14 protein-coding genes and 2 pseudogenes are annotated in these 18326 nt (G+C 56.1%); all 16 read left to right on the top strand.

Going from position 1 to position 18326, the window contains the following annotated elements; translation table 11 throughout:
- The first annotated feature begins 50 nt into the window (after nt 1-50).
- Nucleotides 51-871 (top strand): annotated as a pseudogene (locus ACRQ5Q_RS10830) (isocitrate lyase/phosphoenolpyruvate mutase family protein).
- A gap of 111 nt (nt 872-982) precedes the next feature.
- Nucleotides 983-1765, top strand: coding sequence for a phosphocholine cytidylyltransferase family protein (locus tag ACRQ5Q_RS10825; protein WP_439397634.1), 783 nt, complete (start codon nt 983-985; stop codon nt 1763-1765).
- The gene (locus ACRQ5Q_RS10820; RefSeq protein WP_439397632.1) at nt 1686-2381 is read left to right on the top strand and encodes a CDP-alcohol phosphatidyltransferase family protein; all 696 of its coding nucleotides are present in this window, start codon (nt 1686-1688) and stop codon (nt 2379-2381) included. Before ACRQ5Q_RS10825 ends, ACRQ5Q_RS10820 begins: the two co-directional genes overlap by 80 nt.
- A 120-nt stretch (nt 2382-2501) precedes the next feature.
- On the top strand, nt 2502-3290 hold the full coding sequence (locus tag ACRQ5Q_RS10815) for a class I SAM-dependent methyltransferase (protein WP_439397630.1): 789 nt from the start codon (nt 2502-2504) through the stop codon (nt 3288-3290).
- 490 nt (nt 3291-3780) lie between these two features.
- Nucleotides 3781-4896 carry an aminotransferase class I/II-fold pyridoxal phosphate-dependent enzyme gene (locus ACRQ5Q_RS10810; RefSeq protein WP_439397628.1) on the top strand — a complete coding sequence of 372 codons (1116 nt, stop codon included), beginning with the start codon at nt 3781-3783 and terminating at the stop codon, nt 4894-4896.
- A gap of 40 nt (nt 4897-4936) precedes the next feature.
- Nucleotides 4937-5851: a branched-chain amino acid transaminase gene (locus ACRQ5Q_RS10805; protein WP_439397627.1), complete on the top strand. Its 915-nt coding sequence runs from the start codon at nt 4937-4939 to the stop codon at nt 5849-5851.
- A 457-nt stretch (nt 5852-6308) separates the two neighbouring features.
- Nucleotides 6309-7142 carry a class I SAM-dependent methyltransferase gene (locus ACRQ5Q_RS10800; protein WP_439397625.1) on the top strand — a complete coding sequence of 278 codons (834 nt, stop codon included), beginning with the start codon at nt 6309-6311 and terminating at the stop codon, nt 7140-7142.
- 777 nt (nt 7143-7919) lie between these two features.
- A complete protein-coding gene (locus ACRQ5Q_RS10795; RefSeq protein ID WP_439397623.1) occupies nt 7920-8801 on the top strand; it encodes a WYL domain-containing protein in 882 nt (293 codons plus the stop codon).
- Between the two features lies 1 nt (nt 8802).
- Entirely contained in the window at nt 8803-9054 is a 252-nt protein-coding gene (locus ACRQ5Q_RS10790; protein WP_439397622.1) for a multiubiquitin domain-containing protein, read from the top strand.
- Nucleotides 9054-9452: an E2/UBC family protein gene (locus tag ACRQ5Q_RS10785; protein ID WP_439397620.1), complete on the top strand. Its 399-nt coding sequence runs from the start codon at nt 9054-9056 to the stop codon at nt 9450-9452. Before ACRQ5Q_RS10790 ends, ACRQ5Q_RS10785 begins: the two co-directional genes overlap by 1 nt.
- Nucleotides 9449-10780 carry a HesA/MoeB/ThiF family protein gene (locus ACRQ5Q_RS10780; protein ID WP_439397618.1) on the top strand — a complete coding sequence of 444 codons (1332 nt, stop codon included), beginning with the start codon at nt 9449-9451 and terminating at the stop codon, nt 10778-10780. Before ACRQ5Q_RS10785 ends, ACRQ5Q_RS10780 begins: the two co-directional genes overlap by 4 nt.
- Before the next feature lies 1 nt (nt 10781).
- Nucleotides 10782-12485 (top strand): hypothetical protein, encoded by a 1704-nt coding sequence (locus ACRQ5Q_RS10775; RefSeq protein ID WP_439397616.1) that lies wholly within the window; start codon nt 10782-10784, stop codon nt 12483-12485.
- A 2-nt stretch (nt 12486-12487) separates the two neighbouring features.
- Nucleotides 12488-13003, top strand: a complete 516-nt coding sequence (locus tag ACRQ5Q_RS10770) for a DUF6527 family protein (RefSeq protein WP_439397614.1) — start codon at nt 12488-12490, stop codon at nt 13001-13003.
- A 472-nt stretch (nt 13004-13475) separates the two neighbouring features.
- Nucleotides 13476-14162, top strand: a pseudogene (locus tag ACRQ5Q_RS10765) (IS5/IS1182 family transposase); the annotation flags it as partial.
- Nucleotides 14163-14677: 515 nt separating this feature from the next.
- Complete coding sequence (locus ACRQ5Q_RS10760; RefSeq protein WP_439397612.1) at nt 14678-16222, top strand: carbohydrate porin; 1545 nt, start codon at nt 14678-14680, stop codon at nt 16220-16222.
- A gap of 744 nt (nt 16223-16966) precedes the next feature.
- On the top strand, nt 16967-18220 hold the full coding sequence (locus ACRQ5Q_RS10755; protein ID WP_439397611.1) for an extracellular solute-binding protein: 1254 nt from the start codon (nt 16967-16969) through the stop codon (nt 18218-18220).
- Nucleotides 18221-18326: the final 106 nt, after the last annotated feature.

The raw sequence follows: 18326 nt of genomic DNA, 5'->3' as shown, positions 1-18326 counted from the left end.
GAGCTGCTGCCTTGCGTGCTGAGGTCTGCTCCAGCAGCGCACTCTCTCTCATGGAAGCGCACGACAGCCTGTCCGCCGCGATCGCCGAGCGAGTAGGGTTCAAGGGCCTATGGGCTTCCGGTCTGTCGATTCGCTGTGCCCTCGGTTACTGCAACGTGAACGAAGCATGGTGGAGCCAACTTGTCGACGCAATCAAGCGCATCGTGAATTCAAGCCAACTTCCGGTTCTTGTCAACGGAGATGGCGGCTTCGGGAACTTCAACAATAGCCGCCTGCTGACTCGCAAGCTCCGTGAGCGCGGCGCGGCGGGTGCTGCGCTGGAAGACAGCTGCTGTCCGAAGCTTAACTCGTTTGTTGGCAACCGTCATCCCCTCGCCGACGTTGACCAATTCTGCGGACGCTTGCGCGCTCTGAAAGACACGGTTGCGAACGAGCTCGTCCTTGTGGCCCCGATCGAAGCATCGATCGCCGGACACGGAATGCACGAAGCGGTCGCACGGGCTCACGCATACCGAAACGCCGGAGCCGATGCGATCCTAATTCACTCGCGAAGCAGCTCCGCAGACGAAATACTCTCGTTCGCAGATGCTTGGCAGAACAGGTTGCCCGTCGTGATCATTTCAACGAAATACTATCGGACACGGACCTACGAGTATCGTCACGTTGGCATCTCAACGGTCATTTGGGCCAATCACTCCTTGCGGCAGCCGCCGCAATGCGTCGGGTCTGCGGCCCCATCTTCGCTGAAGAGAACGTTGCAACTATCGAGGCCGATACCGCCTCCCTCGAAGATATTTTTGAACTCTCCAGCTATGATGAACTCGCCGAGGCCGAAGCGCGGTACCTCCATCCTAACAAGCTGCAGCATTAGGGTCATTCACGGTCGGCTTAGACCAACAATGGCACCGCTTGCTGCGCCAACTAGTGCCAGAGATGTGTCGAAACAGACTAAGCCTTTGGCGAGCCACATCTACTGCATCAAATGACTGTCAAGAAAGCAATCATTCTCGCCGCCGGCATTGGCTCTCGCCTTCGACCCTTGACGGACCTCCGGCCGAAGCCCTTGGTCGAAGTCAACGGTACGCCGATTCTCTACAACGCGCTTCGAAATTTGGAAGCCGTCGGAGTCGAAGAGGTGACGCTCGTGGTCGGTTATCGCAAGCACGCTATTCAATACGCTTGCGGGCATCGCTTTGGCACGCTTGCGATCAACTATGTGGACTCTTCGGCTTTCGACCGTACCGGAAGCGCCTATTCGCTGTGGCTCGCGCGTGACGCGCTGCTGTCGGGAGATTGCTTTCTCCTTGAGGGCGATGTGTTCTTCGAGGAAGAGGCGCTGCGACATCTGCTGCACAGCGGGCCGACCGACGTGGCAGCAATTGTTCCCTTCGACGAATCCATGGAAGGCTCGGCCGTCCTGTTAACGGATAGCGGCCTGATTTCGCAGTTCCGTATGCGGCAAACCGGTGCAAACCTAACCCCGGATGGCCCACAGCTTTTCAAAACGATGAACCTATTACGGCTTTCAGCCCCGACCCTCAATGCAACGATTGTTCCAGCGCTAAATCAGATCATAGGGTCCGGAGTGACCCAAGCCTATATCGAGGAGCTTCTTTCGCACCTTATTGAACGGCGCGGCCTGCAGCTCGCCACTACGCGGTGCGATCATGTCAGGTGGTACGAAATTGACACCGCTGAAGATCTTCAAGTCGCGGAGCGACTTTTCAGGGGAGCGCAAGATCGAGGCATGCTTGGCAATAGGTGAATTTTCGATGCTCAAATATCTCTGGGATCCGGCGAACGCCATAACAACTGGTGGCCTTATCTTTTCGTCCGTCAGTCTGTTTCTTGCGCTGTCCAATCGCCTTGAACTGTCGATAGCGACAGCACTTTGGGCGGTCCTGTCCGACCATCTCGACGGAATAGTCGCAGCTCACACGAAAAATCGCCACCCAGATTTTGCCAAGATGGGAAAGAGCCTCGACGGGTTTGCTGACATTATCTACGGAGCCGTCTTGCCCGCGGTAATCCTAATCCAACTCAGCGGGGCCTCGATTTTTGCCCTAGTCACCGCGACTACCCTGCTCGCAGCGGGAGCAATTCGGCTCAGTTACTTTGACAACTTCGGCCGCTTAGGCGATGGCCGTTTTCTAGGGCTCCCACTATCATACGACATTCCTGTGATGGCGATCATTTTCCTGGCTCGACCGTTGCTTCCGGATGAGTTATTCGGACACTTCACGCTCAGCACTTTTATCCTACTCGCAGGGCTGCACGTCGCGCCAATTCGCGTCGCAGCGCCAAATGTGACCATGTACGTCGCAATCACAATATTCGCCGTCATCGCTTCATCGGTTCTGGGATTGAGAGGCGTAAGCTAAACCAACCCGGCGCCAGGTGGTATCGGTGCGGAGCTCTAGATCTTCGCAGGTTCGTCTTAGACTTAGCTGCCTAGCGACGTCAACGGCGGTTGAGGTGTTAGCAGTCGAAAGGAGGGCTGGATGTTAGCAAGCAGCATCTTTGAGGGAGCAGCGTTTTACTATGCTCGCCATCAACCGGAGTATCCGCGCGAACTATTCAGATCCCTTAGCGAGCATCTTTGTCTAACACCTGAAAGTCGGGTACTTGATCTTGGATGTGGTACCGGGCAGATCGGACTTGGACTTGCTCCCGGCGTTGGACATGTGGACTGCGTCGATCCAAACCGCGCCATGCTGGGCGAGGCCGACCGACTCTCCTCCGAACGCGGCCTGCTCAACATTTCGCTGATCGAAAGCACCGCCGAGGAGATGGATTCGGGCTTTACTGGCTACCAAGGGGCTACGATCGCGAGTGCCTTTCATTGGATGGACCGCTCGCTCGTTATGGAGATGCTGGATCGTCGGCTGCTATCGTCCGGCAAGGTAGCGATAATCACAAGAGTTCGCGACGAAGCCGTACCCAGTGATTGGTGGAACAGGGTCTGGGAGTTCGTGCACAGCTGGTGGGGAGGCCATTTTCCCGCCGGACCTAGCGATAAGCGCCGCGAATTGCGTGTAGACCATGAAGCTGTTCTACTCCAATCGACGTTTTCGAGCATCACAAGGAGCCACATCCCTTACACGGTGTCGTGGACGTCCGAGAAACTCGTCCAGTATATGTATTCCACATCAAAGGCCTGTCCAGGTGTACTAACGAAGAGAAGAGATGAATTCGACGAAAAGTTACGCTCATTACTTCACCAACTGTCGCCTGCTGATACGTTGATCGAAAAATGCCATTTAGAAATCCTGTACGCCGGCCGGTACTAAGGGCTTAGTTCATACGAAATGTTCTTCAGGCAATCGGAAAACGGTAACCCTACGGAGCTTCGCACATGCAGATGACGCTAAGTTTCAATCGCTCAAGGTGCACCCTTGATTGGCGACTCGTCCTTTCGCGGCTCGCGATGTCGTCCATTCTGAGCGGCAGAATGGCCTCTATGCTGGCCACTACTGGCGAGCAGATTCCCCATGCTTTTGCTGATGAGGTTGGTCACTGCCCGCGGCTCTGGCCGGGTCATCGAACCATCCCAGTTACGTCCGAGAGCCCTGATCAGTCTTAAAGGCGTGCTGCTCGTCCCAGAGCAACTGCAGCTGACTGCGAAACGTGGCAATTGGGGCGGAGGCCGAAGCGTGGATTCCGCAAACCGCATCATGCGAAGTCGCCTCCCCGACCTCGCTTCCATCCTTTGCCGGCGGAGATCCGGCCAACAACCACAGCTCTGATGTAACGCCGTATCGGTCGTTGAGGAGAGTGCAAATGTCTGGTGGTGAAACGACGGCGCAGATCGATATGACGCGGACATGGGCACCTCAAGTGCCAGCTTTCCGCGAACATGTCGAAAAAAGCCTCGCTGCGGCGGCGCGCGCACCGGACCTTGCCAACACAATACAACGCCATCGCTTCCACGGGAGTGCACGTGACAAACAGGCCGCTGCCGATTGGTTGAGCAACCGGCTAGGCGGGCCCCCTACCCCTACGCGCTTACTGATGACAGGTGGCACTCAGAACGCGCTGATGGTCCTGTTCTCGCGCTTGGCTCCCCAAGGAGCTGCCATTGCCGCGGAAAAGCTGACATATGCAGCGATCGGCCAACTCGCAATGCTGGGGCGGATAAGCGTTCTGCCCGTTGACATAGACGAAGATGGCATGCGTGACGATTCCCTTGAGTCATTGTGCAAAAGTCACAATCTGGCGGCTGTTTACATTAACCCGACAGGTCACAATCCGACGACTTCAATGATGTCGCTTGAACGCAGGCAGAGGGTCGCGCGCGTTGCCCGCAAGTACGCTCTTCCCATTATCGAAGATGACGTACATGGCCTTATAACCGCGAACGCGCCCCCTCCGCTGGCTTCGATCGCGCCCGATCTCACTTGGTACCTGATGAGTGTCTCAAAATGCTTGGGCATCGGATTGAGGACTGCGTATCTTATTGCGCCGTCGGACGAGAGCCTTGCCGATCTTCTTCGACCAATACCAAGCGTCTCGAGCTGGTTTGTACCAGGGTTATCCGCGGCCATTATCACTCACCTGATTGAAAGTGGTGCGGCAAGTCACATTGTTGGACAGATATCCAAGGAGATCGCGGCCAGGCAAGACATTGCGCAGGAGATGCTTGGGCAGCTAGGGCTGATGCGCACGAATAAATCGTCCTTGCACGTCTGGATCGACTTGCCATCTCCCTGGACAGCAGAGCCATTCATCCAAGCTGCTCGTACGAAGGGCGTAAGTCTGAGACATCCGGGAGTGTTTGCGGCACCTGGCATCAACGTCGAGCGCAATATCAGGGCATCGCTGATCGCTCCGACAACCCACGAGGACCTCCGACGTGGACTGAGCGTTCTAGCGGACTTACTCCTCAGTCGAACTTAACTCACGGGATCAAGGTAACTCAGGATAGGTGTAAGCATAGATGTTGGCGCCGGAATTTGCGTATCTCAACGGCCGAATCGTCCCATGGGATGACGCCAGGGTGCATGTATTCTCGCCGGTGGCGAAGTATGGCATTGGTGTTTTCGAAGGAATACGCGGCTACTGGAACGAAACCCTCCAGCAATTGTATCTCTTTCGTGTTGCAGAGCACCTCGAGCGATATGCCTTCTCGCAAAAAGCAATGAGGTTCGATCAGCCGATCTCCAGCGACAAGCTGATCGAGGCACTCATTCACCTTTGCCGTGCAAATGCATTTCGCACGACGGTGCATATTCGGATGATGGCTTACATTGATGGGCTTGGCGACTTGGGAACAAAAGGGCCTGTAGGGACTGCCATTACGGCCTTGCCGCGCGCGACCACCAGACAATCCGTCGAAGGCGCTTCTGCTCAGATCAGTTCGTGGATGCGCATGCCGGACAACGTCATGCCCGCACGCATTAAATGCAATGCAAACTATCATAACGCACGATTGGCTATGATGCAGGCGCAGCTCGATGGGTACGACATCGCTTTTCTCCTTAATTCAAGAGGAAAACTAGCCGAGGCGCCAGCAATGTGCATTTTCATGGTTCGCGATGGTCAGTTGATAACGCCAAGCGGCACCAACGATATACTGGAATCGATCACACGCCAGACCGTTATTCAGCTAGCACGTGAATACCTCGGGTTAGACACCGTCGAGCGCGATGTTGATCGAACGGAACTTATCCTCGCCCAGGAGGTGTTTTACTGCGGCACGGGCGCCGAAATCACTCCGGTGACTTCGATCGACCGCATGGTGGTAGGGAGTGGTCAACCCGGAGCGATCACACGGCAGCTAATCGAGAGCTACCGGGCAATCGCCACTGGAACGAATACCGCACACGAGTCATGGCGAACTCCTGTGTTTTGAAGACATTGATGCAACGGGACGACCTCAGCGTTTCTCTAGCCAGTCATTGATGCCATAATCGTCTAATTATTTGCGGTTCTCCAGCCCAGAACTGCCGCAATGCCGAGTCTAATTCCTTAACGCGCCGCTGACGCTGTTGCGGTAGCTACCGGCAAGGACCGCGCCACCAATCGCGAGTGGCGCTATTGGCACCACGAGCCCAACCGGAATAGGTGCGCACCTCCCCTCTCGCTCTTCACCTACTGGTATTCGTAGTCTGCGTCTTGAGCGCTACTTGATAGGATAGACGGAGGCATCGATCGCAGATTTGAATAGCTCGCCCGCACTCGGGGCATGCTTTGCGTCTTCGTCGCCCTGAACGTGCGGGAACCATCCGTGGATTTGACCCTACTCGCTGCTCGGCTTCCACCGCAGAACGCCACTCTCTTCTTATTTAATTCTCCGCTCGAGGATCGCTATGAATGAACGGGTGACATGGCAGCTCTATAACGGCGCCGCTCTGGACTACGACGAGTATAGGCCGAGGTATCCTCACGCGGTCTTTGATATCCTCACCGACTATCACTCGGCACTCGCGCCACTGCGGTCAGCCGCAGACGTGGGCGCGGGTACGGGGATTTTCAGCAGACAGCTAATGGCGTCGGTTCCGAGCATTGAGCGCCTAACCTGTATTGAGCCAAACTGCGATATGGCCGCCGTTGCCAAGGAGCGATCCGCAAGGTTTCGTGGCCTCGACGTCCTCGCCGGGTTTGCTGAGATGCTTCCGCTCCCGGATCGTTCATGTGAACTCGTGACGGCAGCAACGGCGGCCAACTGGTTCGATCGGCCTCTATTCTACCAAGAGGCTGCACGGGTGCTGAAGCCTTCAGGAACATTGCTGCTCCTACAGAACAAGCATCGGCACGAGGAAAGCGCATTTCTCGATGATTTCGTTAGCCTTCAAGAGCGCTACATCCCTGGATTTCGTCGAGACCACTACTCTGATTTCTGGGGGAGTTATGGGAAAGCTGATTTCGAAGCGGAACTCCGTGCGAGGCACGATCTGGTGTCTGTGGAGCGCTACAAGCTGGAATGGCGCCAGACGACGACCGCAGTGCAGTTTCGCGGCTACTGCCAATCAGGACATTTAAGGATGGCGATCGCTAGGTCTGGCTCCGCGACGATCGCCAAGGAGCTTGACGTCCTCCTAGACCGGTACCAGGACGCGTCAGGTTATGTCATTGTTGACTGGCTGACCGATCTCGTTTTGAGCAGAGCCCGACCTCAGGAACAACCGCTGGGGAAGCGCTAACTTCCTTTATCCTGACTAGCGAGAAGTCCCCGCTTTGGCTCACATCCACGCTCGATGCCGATTGTGCCGGACTCTTGCGTGAGCCGCAGCAGCTGCGTGCGATCGGTGCAGATGCTCGTCGACCGATCGCTAGAGGAGGCGTATCTGGCTCGCGCTACTGACGCGGGAATGGGTCTGGACTATCTGCCACCCGCCTAATCGCGCGCAGAGAAGAAGGCGACTCACGATTGTCTTCGTCGCCCCGTCAGGACAAGCTCGCAACCGACCAAGCCGGCGATGAGCTTCCCTGGCATTGATCTCTTCTCGCGGGATCACCAACATGCGGACAACGGCTGCTCCATGAGCGTGGCCCCGATGCTTTAGTGCGAACGGTGCCGGTCGCGCCGCCGCTACGTTAGGCGCCGCTCTTAGGTGAGCGCGCCCGTCGCGCGTTTTGGTGCCGTTCAGGACCCTGCGCCGACGCCGAGATCACGATCCACGGCGCAAGCGTACCCGCGAGCGGCCGGAGAAACCGGAGCGCAATCACAGAGCGCAACGAACCAACAAAGAACGCAATGCGGACGATTCACCGACCCGAGCGCGCGAAGAAGACGAGATCGGGATCCCGACGCGGACGGCAAGCGTCGGCATGTTTTCAATAACTTACGAGCAATGCACTGATTCAGGGCTCGGCCCAGTCGACGCATTTACCGAGAATTCCTTGACACAGAACGCGTCGTGTTTTATGACCGATCGTGTAACACGACGTACCAAACAGGCACAATGACTGATCGGTCCATGGAGGCTGCTCCCAAGTCCCGGCCATGGGGACAAGACCGGCGACTGGAATTCATCGAATTTCGTCTCTTGTGGGACGGCAAAATCAATCGCGGTGAGGTCGCCGAATATTTCAACATCTCGGTTCAACAGGCCTCGCTGGATTTCGCAAAGTACCTTGATTTGGCCAAACACAACATGGAGTACGATCGTCACGAAAAGGTCTATCGCGCGACCGAGCATTTTAAGCCGCTTTTTCTCGCGCCCGATACCCAGACTTATTTGAACGAGATTCAGGGCCTCGCCATCGGGACGATTTCCCGATCAGTCAGCTTTGTCGGCACTCGCCCCCCCTGTGATGTCGTGACTCTGCCAGTCCGCCGTGTGCGCATTGAGATGCTGTTGCCAATTCTCTGGGCGATCCGCGATGGCACGGAGATAGACGTCACATACCAATCGATGCGCACTCCCGATCCGACTCGCCAGTGGATTGCTCCGCACTCTTTGGCCTTCGACGGATCTCGTTGGCATGCCCGCGCATGGTGTCACGGAACTTCTCGATTTCGCGATTTCGTCCTGACGAGATTCCAGCGAGTCCACGGACGCCGTGTTAGCAATGTGAATCCGCAGGACGATACGGACTGGCAGACTTTTGTCGTGATCGAGATCGAGCCCAATCCGAATCTGACCCCGAGCCAGCGCGATTCAGTCATTGCCGACTTCGGTATGCAGGATGGACGGCTGTCCAAGACGATCCGCCGCTCGCTGGTTTCATACTTTGTGCGCCATCTGCGAATCGAACTGCCGCAAGAGCCTCAACCGATCGTATGGGCCAACCGCGCGCAGTTTGAAGGTTCAAGGGACGACGACGAATCACAAGCAAAACACTTAGAAGGAGCATGATATGTCTGAAGCAGAGAAATCGGACAAAAAACTTCACGTATTCTACGTGGACGCGATTCGCCACGAAAATGCCAAGACCGCGCTTACGGGGGCGGAGATAAAGGCGATCGCCAATGTCGCCCCCAATTATCAGCTCTTCCTCGAAGAAGAAGGTGACAAGCCGGATAAGGGGGTAGGCGACGGAGAAGCCGTGGGAATCACTGAACGCGTGAAGCACTTTTTCGCTGTCCCGCCAGCGACATTTGGATTCTGATGATCGGCGAGCAATTTCAGCAACTGAAGGAATACCTTCAGGAATTCAAGCGGCAGGAGGCTGAAATTCAGCGCCGCGCCGATGCGTCGTACCTCATTACAGTTAAAGGGGTCGATCTGCCCGACGGCTGGAGCGCTAGAAAGGTCGACGTTCTCTTCATCGCACCTCCCGGCTATCCCGCCGCAAGACCCGACTGCTTCTGGGTTTCGCCGCCAGTACGACTCCCAAATGGCGCGATTCCGCAGAATGCGAATGAAGGAACTCCTTTGCCCTATGATACCAATCCGGGGCGCCCACTGACGTGGTTTTCGTGGCACCTGCAGACATGGGACCCCAACCGCGACCGGCTGGAACAGTTCTATCGAGCAATCCTTCAGCGACTGGATCCGGCTCGATGATGGAGCTCAGGTTTCAGGACGGAGATGCCAGCCGAATTATCGGTGAGCTTGTGGGCAGAGAGACGGAACGCTGCGCTGTCATGCTGGCATCCCGCGTTGCCTTGCCGGGGATGGACCGTTTTGTCGTATCCAGCCTCGATTTCCCTGCCGATGAAGATTATTCGGATCGGTCGCTCATCAGTGCGCAGCTCAAGCCGGAGTATATTGCGAAGATCGGCAAAAGAGCCGCCCGCCAAAATCTTTCGGCCATCTTTGTTCACTCCCATCCCGGCTCCGCTCCGCCGGAATTCTCCAAGATAGACGACGATGGTGAGGCACATCTGGCCCGGTTCTTGTCCGTGCGCGCGCCCGATACGGTCCACGGCGCGGTAGTCGTCAGCGCTGGCGGCTGGTGCGCACGTCGGCTAGGCGAAAAGACTCCAATGCGCGTCGTGTCGGTCGGCCCTCAATTGCAAGTGCTCTTCGACGCCGGTGATGGGTCAGGCCCCCCGTCGTTGAAATTTGACCGTCAGGTCAGGGCACTGGGCTCCGCTGGCCAAAAATATCTTGAAGCACTTACCATTGCCATAGTGGGTCTCGGCGGCACAGGCTCCATTGCTGCAGAACAGTTGGCACATCTTGGGGTGCGCAAGTTCATTCTCATCGATCCCGATCGCATCGAAACAACGAATCTGAACCGCGTGGCTGGCTCTCGCATAGGTGATGTGAACCGCTTCAAGACAGACGTGGCTGCTGAAATGGTCGCAGCCATCGCGCCGGGCGCGGCGTGTAAGAGCGTCATCGGCGATGTGACACGAACGGGGATTGCTCGTGAGCTCCGGGCTGCAGATTTTATTTTCTCATGTACAGATTCCCATGGGAGCCGCGCGGTAATTCAGCAGATTGCGTATCAATACCTAGTCCCCTGCGTTGATATGGGCTCCATCATCACCGCCAGAGCTGGTCAGATCGCGGGCATACATGGCCGTGTCCAAGCCCTCGCTCCAAGGCTGCCCTGCTTCACCTGCTGCGGGCTCCTAGACTCTGAAGAAGTCCGACGAGACATGATGAACGCCGAGGAGCGAAGCCGGGACCAATACATTCAAGGAGCGCATGAGCCGGCGCCCGCCGTCATCTCGATCAACGGCACCGTGACCTCAATGGCGATCACGATGTTCTTAGCCATGATGGTCGGTATTCCAAGCGCGGCAAGGCATCTCATCTATGACGCGCGGTCTCCGTCATTGCGGGCCGTTTCGTTCACCAGCAACCCGAATTGCTATGTATGCTCCTCGCGAGGCGTTCTCGCGCGCGGCGATTCGCAAGATTTGTTTACGCGGGACGACTGAAATGGCGATACGCGAATTTTCGCCTGAAGGTCGGCCGCGCGCGAAAATCGCTTTCGTCGGGGAGGTGCCGTCCAAAGTAGATTTGGACAAGTTCCGCGACCGCAGCTTCCAGTGCCAGCCATCGACCCCAGGCGAGCTTGCTGATCCCGCATACGCTGCACAATTAGATGCTGTGATTTGGACCCAGGACGGCAACAAAATTAACGCCTTGCCTCGACAGTTAGGTTCGTTTGTCCCTTGTCTGCTGGACCATGATGTTAGGGTCTACATTCGTCTCGCGGCTGATAAGGACCAAACGGATGCACCGCGTAAGCTGGTCGTGAATGCGCTGCTGGAAAGCACAATTCCCGTTGCCAATCTTCGCTCGGACGAGTGGCAGACCATACGTAAAAGTGATCGCGAGAGAGAGCGAGGCTTTCTCCTGCCCTGCGTCTACCTTTTCGACACGGCGTCGTCTTGGGGGGATATCGCAGCTTTGGTCTGTGATCGTCCTGCAAGTTCATCTCCAAAAACTGGTTTGGTTTTTGACGAAAAAGTTCTCCTCGACCGGTTTGGCCCTGATGGCCACTCCGAGCGCGTGATCTTGCTCAAACGGGCGTTCTGGAATTGCTCGGAACTTCGACTGACATTGCTTAACGGGGGTATGTCCGGAGCACCGGTCTTCAAGGCTTACGCATCAGCGGAGGCCGGGTTAGTGCAGCGCGGCTCAACCGGCGCTTATCCCCATCTGTTTTTCGTGAAAATCGGCCCGCGTAAAAAGATCATTGATGAGTACGACAAATACTGCGGCCACATATTTGAATATGTGCCTTTCCACCTAGGGCCCCGTTTGCGGCGGGATCGCTGCAATCTTGGATCAACACTAGGGATTCTCGTGGGCGATTTCGTCGAAGGTTCAGAGTCCCTGATCGCGTGCGCGCGGGGTGGGCGCTGTGGTCATGCCATTGCGAACCTGTTCGATAAGACGTTGGGAGGATGGAGGAAACAAGACTACATCGACGAGAAACGGACCTTGAGCGCCTTTTTTGAAGACAAGTGGCAGGTCGAGGGTCAAAGCCAACTGATAGAATTGCCCGCCAGGCGGATACCGTTAGTTCAAAACCTAGGTGCTGATACTAGCATCGAACCCTTGAAAGAGATATTCGATGACCTCGGCAACACGGCGCCGAAAGTTGCGCCGGCACACGGCGACATGCACGCCACCAACGTTCTCATCCGACACGGTGATGCAATCCTCATTGATTTTGAGAAGTTGGAACAGCACTACCCGCTCACCTATGACCCCGCTTCCCTGGAAGGAGGCCTTCTGGTCGAAGGATTCATCGAGGACCTGAAGAAAGGGAAACTTGCGCTTACAGAACTCGTGCAGTTGATTGAGCCACTCTATCAAGAAAGCGCTCTTAAGAGAGGCCAGACGACCTTCTGTAGGCCCGGCGATCCCGCAGAGTGGTTCTATAATGCGGTGAATCAAATCCGGACGTTGAGCTGGTCAGCTGAACAACAGCCCGGACAATACGCGCTCACACTGGCCCTATGCCTGATCCGTAAGGGCTGCAACCCGCACATCGATCTCGACGCGAACGAACCGAACATGTCGAGAGCAATAGCATTCTTTTTTGGTCAAACGATTCTGCGGGCGATGGCCAAGACTACAGCGGCGACAGCCGGCAAACATCAGCGTCAATCGGGGGATGCGGGACAGTGATCATGAATTTCCGCATCAAAGCCAGAGTACCCTCCCGCGCCGAAGCCAGCGCTCATCTCAAGCAGCGGGGAGAAGCTGTCATTGTGGATCGCAAAGGCCCGCGTTGGCTAATCATGCTGTGCCCGTGCGGGTGCGGTTCTGAGCTGCCGGTGAATCTAGACCGACGCACTGGTCCAGCTTGGCGTCTATACGAATCTCCGAGGGGAGCAAGCGTTTATCCATCCGTATGGCGCGATACCGACTGCAAGAGTCATTTCATTATTTTGCGCAATAGAATCCTCTTGTTTGGCCCGCGAGGCGACGATTGGTGGCTCGACGAGGAAGAACTCGGTGAGTCCGAACTGCGCGACCGGGTGCTCGAAACTCTTTCCGCTCGTGAACAGTCGATCGAAGAGATCTCCGATCGAATTGCCGGTAGCGTGCCATGGGATGTTTTACGATGTTGCCGAAAGCTTTGTCGAAACGGCAAGGCCATCGAAGGGTCGGATCTCTCGAAAGGCCGCTTTCGGCGGCGTTAGTCTAACTGGAATGTTATCGCCGACCTTTGACGTGACGCTGTTCCAGCCTCTCGTTCCGCAGGCAATCGGCGCGCCATTCTTGCGACCACCGTAGCAAGCCGCGGCAGACCTCGAAATAGCCACGGAGGAAAAGCCATGAAATGCTTTTCGCTCCTTTCCAGCCTTTTTTCTCTTCTCCTCGCAGGCATCGCCAGAGCGCACCCCGTCATGGCGCTGACCAACAAGTCCGTCGGTCCGGGTTGGAGCCGTCACCGAATGCCACTCGCATTTCAACTATGCCCCGCCCTGAGTCGACGGTTCAATCGCCGGATCGGCAACGTTTGATGTTCCCTCCAATTACTCCGGAACGGTGAACGGATGGGAATCCACTCATTACGTCTTGGTCGTCTTTGAACGCATCTGGAATAGCCGGCTTCAATAGCGGTTCCAGTTATTTAAGCTGCGTACAGCTTTTGCTTCAGCAGCGGCGTCACGGGACATCCGCCGCAAGATTGGATCGCGATACGGTGCTCGAAGCGCGCTTCGGCGCGTTGCTGGGTTTAGCGCAACAGGTGCGCAGCCAGGATGAGCATCGGCGCGGTCTGAAGGTCTATGCGTTACATGCTCCGGAGCTTCAGTGCAGCGGCAAGGGCAAAGCCGGCGCGCCCTACGAGTTCGACTGCAAAGTGAGCATCGCCACCCCAGTTGCGTCTCCGAAGGCCGGCCAGTTCGTGCTCCATGCCACGACCTTGCATGGCAATCCTTTCGTGGGCACACGCTTGGTCCCGTCATCGCCGACATGGAGAAGCTCATCGGCGGGGCGGCTCGCCGTATCCATGTCGACAAAGGATATCGCGGTCACAACCACCCGCATCGGTTCTGGGTCTGGATTTCGGGGCAGGTCCGCCGCGTCACGACTTCCATCCGTTGCGAAATGAACGGTCGCGCCGCTGTCGAGCCCGTCATCGGCCACGTCAGGGCCCAGCACCGCATGGACCGAAATTATCTCAAGGGACGCCTCGGCGACCGCATCAACGCTGTTCTCACTGCTGCCGGCTATAACTTCGGCCTGCTGCTGCGTTGGCTCGCAGAACTCTTGCGCCTCATCGTCCGCGCGTTCCTCGATAAAGAATCAGCTGAAAAATTCGCTTGCGCCAGGTTCTCACGGGCGACGATTTAGACCGGCCAATTCAGCCAACGCGGATCTTCGCGCAGAAAACGGAAGGGCGACATTCTCGGCTCGAGGCCGAGATGGAGGCGACACCGGACCAAGCCCAAACTTGTCCGATTGCGCGACAGCCGTTTCTATTGTCGCCACAAAGCGCCTGGCACTGAGCAGACGTCCGAATATATACGCCTGATCAAATGTGCATCATTCCGGCCGAGGTCAGGACGCACTAAGCTTCAAATGCACTGTCGAATAATCCCAAAGGCCATCTAATCCGGGTGCTCTTCACTTGACCACACTCAGATTGCCTCCGCACGACAACTTGGACTGTCCGCCAGCGTATAGAGTGATCTCGCTCCGCAGTCGCACGGGCACACCCTCGCAATAGCATCCGGGTTAGCGCCATCGCATCTTACAGGCAGTCACATCGAATTATCCGATGCCTGTCATCGTCCAGTTGCGGTCGCGATGCCAAACACAGCTCGCAACGGCTCGAACCGCGTCTGGGGGATTCTATGCGCGTTAAGATGAACAACGATGTACAAAATGATCAGACAAAACCGCTCTACTCGGCATCAGGACATGGGATCTTCTTCCGAACCATTCGAAAAGCGAAGCTATCAGCTGCATGTATCCTGGCAGCTAGTTTTGTTTCCGGAGCGGCGCTGGCACAAACGACCAATATGCCTAATCAGAAAAGCGACACTCCGAGCGAGATCACCAAGAGGAACGTTCAAAAGAAAAAGATGATTCAACTTGGGAGTGATACTGCTGAAAAACGAACAGTGCGACCTGGCGCTCGCCCCGCTTCAGCTATCACGCGCCAGGCCGACCATTTTGCAAAGTTCGAAAATCTGCGCATAAAGGGATTGGAGGTCAACTTACCTGGTCCAGCCGATACTGTCGTTCAGGACAAAGGAGGCATCAGATCCGCGCTGGCAGAGATTGGGATCGGATACATTGCTTGGACGCAAAATACTTACGTTAACAACCTGCTGCCGAATGCAGCCAGGAGCACGATCGCAAACCAACTTTATAGCGGACAGAATCCAACATTCTATACCCTAAATTACATGATGGTGACCTATGATCTCAGCCGGTATGGGATCCCGGACGGCCAGATCATTGTTGGAACCGAGCAACAATCTTGGACATGGCAGCCCGGAGGCCCGGATAGATGGGGAATCAACACGGTCGCCTACTATCAAACCTTTTTCAATCGGAAGCTCGAGCTCAAACTCGGCTACCTCATGAACTCATATGAGTTAGCCGGCACGGTGGTCGGAGGAAATCCAGGAGCGAACGTCTTCGGACCCTCATCGAATGTGCTTTATCAAGGAGGGATGAACTTCGCGCCCGCCCCGACACCTACTCTCAACCTCACCTACCATTTCGATGACCGGCTGTATAACAAGGTATCATTCCAACGCTCTACCAGTCCAGACGGGGTCTTTGCGCACATATCTGCAAACTCAACGGGCTTAGACTGGAGTACGGCGAACGCGGGCATTCTGTTGCTTGACGAGAGCGGGTATCGCAACAGCGCGGCTCCCGGTTTACCCGAGACCTGGTTGCGGGCGGGTGTTGGCTTCAACAACAGCCACTACACGAACTTGGCGTATCCAACCCAACCGAGAGCTGACGAGAATAGCCTCTATTACGTCGCTGCGGACAGGCAACTCTGGCAGAGCCATGTCCCTGACGCCGCATCGCGTGGCATCTATGGTGGATTATCGGTTATGGGCGCTCCGCCTGACCTCAATAAGGTTACTCGGTATTATGAGCTACGGCTTTACGCGAAGGGACTCTTTGATAGCCGGCCCAGCGATCAAATCTCGCTTGTTGCTACCGACACGGTTTGGAGCAAATTTGCTGTTGATGCTGCGGCGGCTAAAGGAAATCTTGTTCATCGCGATGCGAAAGCAATCTCCGGAACATATACTGCGCATCTTGGCCCCGGAATATACGCGAGCTTGGGGCTAACATATATCGATCACCCGACAAGCATCACATATACGCCCCAAATCGGCCATGCCCTGAATTTCTCAGCGTCTACATCGATATTCTTCTAGCGGAGTAGCTCGCGTTATACGTGATGAAGGCCGCTCAAGAGTGGATAAGCTGAAATCGTAGAGCCCCGGGAGGAATGGGCGAGCCGGTGATGCGTATGAAGTTAATCTCGGAGTAAGCGAGGGCGACGCCAAACGCGTCCCCTCGCAGTTGATTGGTTTGGTCGACGCCTGACCTGGCTTGCAGCACCCCAACGAGCGGGTCGCGCGACGGGTATTTGCGACCTTTGCTTTCGGAGACAAGCTGAACTCCTGCAATTCTTGCCGGGCACTCAAGCCGGCTAGCCGCGGCTTGGCCGCTCTCCCAATGCACCACACCTTGCTACGCGGACGTGTCGTGTGTTTACCTTTCGCCGGTCGCGTTCGGCCGCGAAGATAATTTGCTGTTGCTTTCGCCGACAATCGAAATTCGATGATCATCACGCAACCCAAGAGCGCACCATGTTCACATGTTGCGCGTTTCTCATATGATTTTTCGATGTATGTCATCTGCATGTTGCTATCCACCTCTTGAAGTCGTTCGCGAGCGCGTTCGAGAGGTCAAGGAATTGATCGTTGTAATGAGATGTGGAGGGCCAATGGCAACGCGTCGTTGACACCCGAGCGATCGGAAACGCTCAAGCCCTGACGCCTGCTCCTTGGTTCACTGCTGCTGACCGGCGCAAATGCCGCAGAAACGCATACCCGCGCGCGACGAGCGGCTGGTTGAGGCCGTTTGCTCGCTGTACTTTAGATTGGAGACTAACGATGAGACGTCTGCTTGCGGTGGCTTTGTTCTTGGTGCTTTCGCTTGTTATCGCGAGACCGAGCATGGTTAACGCGATGGAACTGCGCGTGAGCTATTCGCCGGCCAATTTTTCCGCGATGTACAATGCAATCGCGGCTGAATTCACGAAAGCGAACCCGGAGATAACAATCAAGTTCGAAACGGCGAAGAGTTACGACGAACTATTGCAAAGTACCTTGCGCGCCCAATTGATCAACGATGCGCCCGACGTCTCGCACCAGGGCCTAAATTATATACGGCTGCTGGCCGATCGTGGCCTTGCAGTACCGCTCGACCGCTTCATCTCGGCCGAACCGGATTGGATTCAGCAGGGTGTTGTCGATGCCATCCGAAACATCGGATCGCCCGGTGACAAAGCTTATGCCGTCCCTTATTCGCTGACGACGCCAGTGCTGTTCTACAATAATGCCCTTCTCGCCCGCGCTGGCGCAGACCCTGCCAAGCTCCCCACGACCTGGGACGGCATTTTCGATTTGGCAAAGAAGATCTCAAAGCTGGAGCCGAACGTTAGTGGGTTCTACATGGAGTATAATGCGAATGGCGCGTGGGGCTTTGAAACACTGCTTTTTGCGCATGGCGGCAGGATGATGACCAAGGGCGAGGACGATATCGCCTTCGACCAGTGGCAAGGACTTGCCGCTATGGCAACCGTAGCGCGCGCCGCAGATTCTGGTATGATGGACTTATCGCGTGACAACGCCCGTCAGTCCTTTGTCGGCGGCAAGATTGGTATCTACTTGACGTCCAGCAGCCTTCTCACCGATTTCGAACAGCAAATCGGTCAGCATTTCATGCTTACGATGACGCCGATCCCCTTGGCTCACGACGGCAAAACCTTGGCCGCCGGCAACGGAATGATGATGCTAACCAAGGACCCCGCTCGGCAGGAAGCAGCGTGGAAATACATCAAGTTCGCCGCGAGCCCGCGGGCACAGGCGATCATGGCGGCGATGACCGGCTATACGCCAATCAACAAGGCCGCCCTATCGGATCCACAGCTACAGAAGCTTTATCGGGAAAAGCCGAACTACATCGTTCCGCTGGGGCAACTCAGTAATCTGGTGGCTTGGTATGCATTTCCCGGTGAGAACAGCACGAAGGCCGCGGCGATGATCGTGGACAAAATGCAACTGGTATTGGGCAGTAAACTCTCGGCGCAAGCGGCGCTCGATGACGCCGCCAAGGAGGCACGCAAGCTCATTCTGAAGAAGTGATGACGTGTACAGGCGCGGTTCCCTCGCGCGCTTGTACCGCCGATCTGATCTTTTTTGTGGACGGCGTGTACCAGCAGCACGCCGCAGGCCTTCGTTTGACGCCCAT

It is taken from the genome of Bradyrhizobium sp. PMVTL-01 (assembly GCF_051861855.1).
In the GTDB taxonomy this organism is placed as follows: Bacteria; Pseudomonadota; Alphaproteobacteria; order Rhizobiales; family Xanthobacteraceae; genus Bradyrhizobium.
This window is presented reverse-complemented; position numbering and strand designations above follow the sequence as displayed.

Coding starts and splice junctions, on each gene's coding strand:
- ACRQ5Q_RS10825 (WP_439397634.1), top strand. CDS start 983: ATGACTGTCAAGAAAGCAATCATTCTCGCCGCCGGCATTGGCTCTCGC.
- ACRQ5Q_RS10815 (WP_439397630.1), top strand. CDS start 2,502: ATGTTAGCAAGCAGCATCTTTGAGGGAGCAGCGTTTTACTATGCTCGC.
- ACRQ5Q_RS10810 (WP_439397628.1), top strand. CDS start 3,781: ATGTCTGGTGGTGAAACGACGGCGCAGATCGATATGACGCGGACATGG.
- ACRQ5Q_RS10805 (WP_439397627.1), top strand. CDS start 4,937: ATGTTGGCGCCGGAATTTGCGTATCTCAACGGCCGAATCGTCCCATGG.
- ACRQ5Q_RS10800 (WP_439397625.1), top strand. CDS start 6,309: ATGAATGAACGGGTGACATGGCAGCTCTATAACGGCGCCGCTCTGGAC.
- ACRQ5Q_RS10795 (WP_439397623.1), top strand. CDS start 7,920: ATGGAGGCTGCTCCCAAGTCCCGGCCATGGGGACAAGACCGGCGACTG.
- ACRQ5Q_RS10790 (WP_439397622.1), top strand. CDS start 8,803: ATGTCTGAAGCAGAGAAATCGGACAAAAAACTTCACGTATTCTACGTG.
- ACRQ5Q_RS10785 (WP_439397620.1), top strand. CDS start 9,054: ATGATCGGCGAGCAATTTCAGCAACTGAAGGAATACCTTCAGGAATTC.
- ACRQ5Q_RS10780 (WP_439397618.1), top strand. CDS start 9,449: ATGATGGAGCTCAGGTTTCAGGACGGAGATGCCAGCCGAATTATCGGT.
- ACRQ5Q_RS10775 (WP_439397616.1), top strand. CDS start 10,782: ATGGCGATACGCGAATTTTCGCCTGAAGGTCGGCCGCGCGCGAAAATC.
- ACRQ5Q_RS10770 (WP_439397614.1), top strand. CDS start 12,488: ATGAATTTCCGCATCAAAGCCAGAGTACCCTCCCGCGCCGAAGCCAGC.
- ACRQ5Q_RS10760 (WP_439397612.1), top strand. CDS start 14,678: ATGAACAACGATGTACAAAATGATCAGACAAAACCGCTCTACTCGGCA.
- ACRQ5Q_RS10755 (WP_439397611.1), top strand. CDS start 16,967: ATGAGACGTCTGCTTGCGGTGGCTTTGTTCTTGGTGCTTTCGCTTGTT.